Source organism: uncultured Cyclobacterium sp. (assembly GCF_963976465.1).
Classification (GTDB): Bacteria; Bacteroidota; Bacteroidia; order Cytophagales; family Cyclobacteriaceae; genus Cyclobacterium.
The window spans coordinates 1-4,030 of sequence record NZ_CAXBOC010000491.1; the positions used below are offsets into that span (position 1 = coordinate 1).

Consider the following 4,030-nt stretch of genomic DNA (forward strand, 5'->3'; position numbering starts at 1 on the left):
AAAACAGATATCGTTGAATTGGTGAGGGAGCAAACAGAAGGAAGACTAGCAGATGTAGTCTTTGAAGTAGCAGGAGTGCAGCCTGCATTAGATGTTATGACCGAATTGGCAGGGATACGAGGAAGAATAGTAATGGTGGCCATTCACGGGGAGAAGAAACCGGTAGACCTTTTCAAGTTCTTTTGGAAAGAGTTGAAGCTAATAGGGGCAAGGGTGTATGAAAAGGAAGATTACGAGAAAGCCATTGCGCTGATTACTGCCAATGAACTTCCTTTTGAAAAAATGATTACCGATGTGCAACCTTTGAGCAATATCCAGCAGGTTTTTGAGTCCATCGATAAAAACCCTTCAGGTTTGAAAGTATTAATGGATTGCCAGCTATAAAATAAAATTCAACATTATCTTCCATCTATCTTGCTCAAATATCCAGGATTTAATTGGTAGCCATGGGTTTAAACCCATAGACAGAGGAAAAAAAACAGACCTTGATTTTGGCGGTATTGTTGCTGTTTTTCGACAAAAATACTGACAAAATCATAACGCCTACTTATTACTGGGGTAGGGGATTATTTCATTAGACCTCACCAAGCCCCAACGTGGCGTCATATCAGAGCTGAGGGTGTAAGCCCTTGGTTTAAAAGAATAAGCACAGCTAAATTTTGGCGGTATTGTTGCTGTTTTTCGACAACAATACTGACAAAATTACAAGGATTATTTATTACTGGGGTTGGGGATTATTTCATTAGACCTCACCAAGCCCCAACGGGGCGTCATATCATAGCCAAGGGTGAAAGCCCTTGGTATAAAAGAATAAGCATATCTTGATTTTGGCGATATTGTTGCTTTTTTCTGCAACAATGTTGACAAAATCATTACGAAATTACCTCTTTCGAGGTATTAAAAATTTTAACATTTAAACAATTTGAAATGTCAGTATTGAATTCTTTCAGTTTAGAAGGTAAAACAGCTTTGGTAACTGGTTGTAAAAGAGGGATAGGGAAGGCCATGGCCATAGGTTTGGCAGAAGCTGGCGCCAATATAATCGGCGTAAGTGCCAGCCTCGAAACCTCAGGCAGTGCAGTAGAACAAGAAGTTAAAGCCTTGGGAAAAACCTTTAAAGGTTATGCCTGTGATTTCAGTGATAGAAAAGCTTTATATGGTTTTATCAATGACGTCAAACAAGATTTTCCGGTAATAGACATCCTTATCAATAATGCAGGAACCATTCTCAGAAAACCGGCTGCTGAGCATCCTGATGAAATGTGGGACAAAGTCATAGAAGTTAACCAAAATGCCCAGTTTATACTTACCAGGGAAATCGGTAAGGACATGGTGAGTCGGGGAGCAGGTAAAATCGTCTTTACCGCCTCCTTACTGACTTTTCAGGGAGGCATTACTGTGCCGGGCTATGCGGCAAGCAAAGGCGCTATAGGACAGATGACCATGGCATTTGCCAATGAATGGGCAAGCAAAGGGGTAAATGTCAACGCCATTGCTCCAGGTTATATTGAAACAGACAATACAGAAGCACTTCGGAATGACCCGGAAAGATCAGCTAGTATTCTTGGAAGGATACCTGCGGGCCGTTGGGGCAAGCCGGAAGACTTTGCCGGGCCTACCGTATTCCTATGCTCTGAGGCTGCATATTATATGCATGGTACCACCATGTTGGTAGATGGCGGCTGGATGGGAAGGTAGTGAATAAAAATTTCTTTTGAATTGATATTTTAGTAAAAAAAGACTTGTTTAGAGCACAAGTCTTTTTTTTTATGTAATAATTATTGCTCTACCAACTACCTAGAAAGTGAGGAAATGAGGCATTTCCTGATCTTTTATTTAATAGGCCTCTCCCACACTTTTGAAATAACTGATTGTCATCGATTTGCCAATTAAAAATTGCTATAAGACTGATTTACCCGTGTCTTTAGAGGTAATTGGATAGCTAGGTGTAAGTGTAAAGTACAGTAGTGGTGGCAAATGAAATCATTTTAGCTATCTCAAAAAATATTAGAAAAGGAAAAACTATATTTAGATTTCAATTTATGGATATTAATGCTAATGGGAAAATTAATGCCTTATCCAAACAAACTCTCTTGGTTGCTAAATGAAAATATTGGTATATTCTTTAGCCTACAGATCCATAATTTTCGACTTGTAATTTTCCTGCAAAAAGCCTTAGATGCTTCAAATAGGCATTTTACATTTTATTCAAAAATTGTTTTTAATACTTAATTTTAAAAAATGCTAATGGTCACAATAAGCGTTTGTATGAAATTCAAAAGTTTAGATTAAATGGAAAATGCCAATAGATATAACTCAAATAAATCCATAGTGGTACTTCCTTTTGTCAATATGAGTGCCGATCCTGACAATGAATATTTTAGCGATGGTATTACTGAAGAAATCATCAATGCATTGACCAACGTACGGGGATTGAAAGTCATTGCTAGAACCTCCTCCTTTGCCTTTAAAAATAGAAATGAAGATGTTCGTTCTATTGGAAAAAAGTTGGAAGTAGGTACTATTTTAGAAGGAAGTGTACGAAAAGTCAAAAAAAGAGTCCGAATCACGGCTCAGCTAATCAATACGAAAGATGGTGGACACATTTGGTCCGAGAAATAGATGATATTTTTGCCTTACAAGATGAAATCAGCCTGCTTATAGCTGACCAGATTAGAGAAAATTATGGGCATTTCGACATTCAGAATCATTTGGTTGAAGCCCCAACCCAAAAAATAGAAGCCTACAACCTTTATTTAAAAGGACGTTATCATCAATTGAAATGGAATATTGACAGTTTTAATCTAGCAATCAGTTACTATAATGAAGCCACTAAAATTGACCCTAGTTACGCTATACCTTATTTTGGACTTGTGCAGTGCTATAGTTACTTATTTATGTGGCAAGCGATTACAAAAATTGAAGCAATAAAGCAGACTACTATTTATCTTAATAAATTAAAACTTACGCGTACAAATCTACCTGAATATCACCTTGCCCTTTCTAATTGTGCCATTTTGTTACATTGGAATTTAAAATTAGCACATGCCGAATTGAATAAAACTTTATCAATTAACCCTTCAAATATTGATGCTCTTGAGGCCCTTTCAGGTCTCTATATTGTGATTGGATCTTTTAATGAAGGAGTGGCAATTATTGATAAAGCACTTGAAATTAATCCACTTTCTGCCAATCACAGTTTCATGAAAGGCAATATTTTTTTCTATGCAAATGAGTATAAAAATGCCATTGAGTGGATGGATATTGCAATCCAACTTAACCCCAATTTGCACCTTGCCCATCAGGTAAAAATGGCATGTTTATTATTGCTAAAAAAGGATAAAGAATTTAATGTTTGTTTCGACCAAAACAAGCAATTTTCATTTGCACATAATTTCTGGAGGCTAAAAAACTTGATCCAAGGAAATGGGGAAAAATCTTGGCAAAAAGAGGATTATAAGAGTGAATTTCTACCATGGGAGTTGTATTATGCCACCCAATCCGGAAAACTCGATCATGCATTTGCATTATTAAAAACTGGATTAGAAAATCAAATTGGACAGTACTTCTGTTTTAGACATGATCCATTTTTAACCCCCTTAAGGGAAGATAAGCGTTTCCAACAAATTAAACTTGAACATCCCGAATTAGACATTAAACCTATTAAGTCTAAAATTTTGAGGGGGAAATCATTAATAAAAATGGAAACCGATGAAATCAAGACTGCTCTAAATGCCTTGGTGTGTTTTATGGATGATGAAGAAGGGTATCTCAATCCACAATTATCCTTAAAATCTCTTTTTGATAAAATAAACGTCCATCCAAACAAACTTTCTTGGTTGCTCAATGAACATGTAGGTAAAAACTTCAATGAATATATCAATACATTTAGATTGGAAGCTTTTAAACATAAGGCTCTTGATAAGACTTACACTCACCTCACTCTATTAGGCTTGGCTTATGAATGCGGATTTAATTCAAAAACTGTTTTCAATGCTTTTTTTAAGAATAATACAGGGAAGACACCAAG

General features: G+C 36.4%; 4 protein-coding genes. All 4 read left to right on the forward strand.

All coding sequences use genetic code 11. The annotated features are described in order from the left end of the window. Positions 1–384: zinc-binding dehydrogenase (locus tag AAC037_RS20900; RefSeq protein ID WP_339905346.1), on the forward strand; the 384-nt coding region annotated here is incomplete at its 5' end. A gap of 543 nt (positions 385–927) precedes the next feature. Further along, complete coding sequence (locus tag AAC037_RS20905; protein WP_339905348.1) at positions 928–1,698, forward strand: SDR family NAD(P)-dependent oxidoreductase; 771 nt, start codon at positions 928–930, stop codon at positions 1,696–1,698. 594 nt (positions 1,699–2,292) lie between these two features. After that, positions 2,293–2,622 (forward strand): hypothetical protein, encoded by a 330-nt coding sequence (locus AAC037_RS20910; protein WP_339905350.1) that lies wholly within the window; start codon positions 2,293–2,295, stop codon positions 2,620–2,622. A 155-nt stretch (positions 2,623–2,777) separates the two neighbouring features. Next, on the forward strand, positions 2,778–4,030 hold a 1,253-nt coding region (locus AAC037_RS20915), incomplete at its 3' end, for a helix-turn-helix domain-containing protein (protein WP_339905351.1).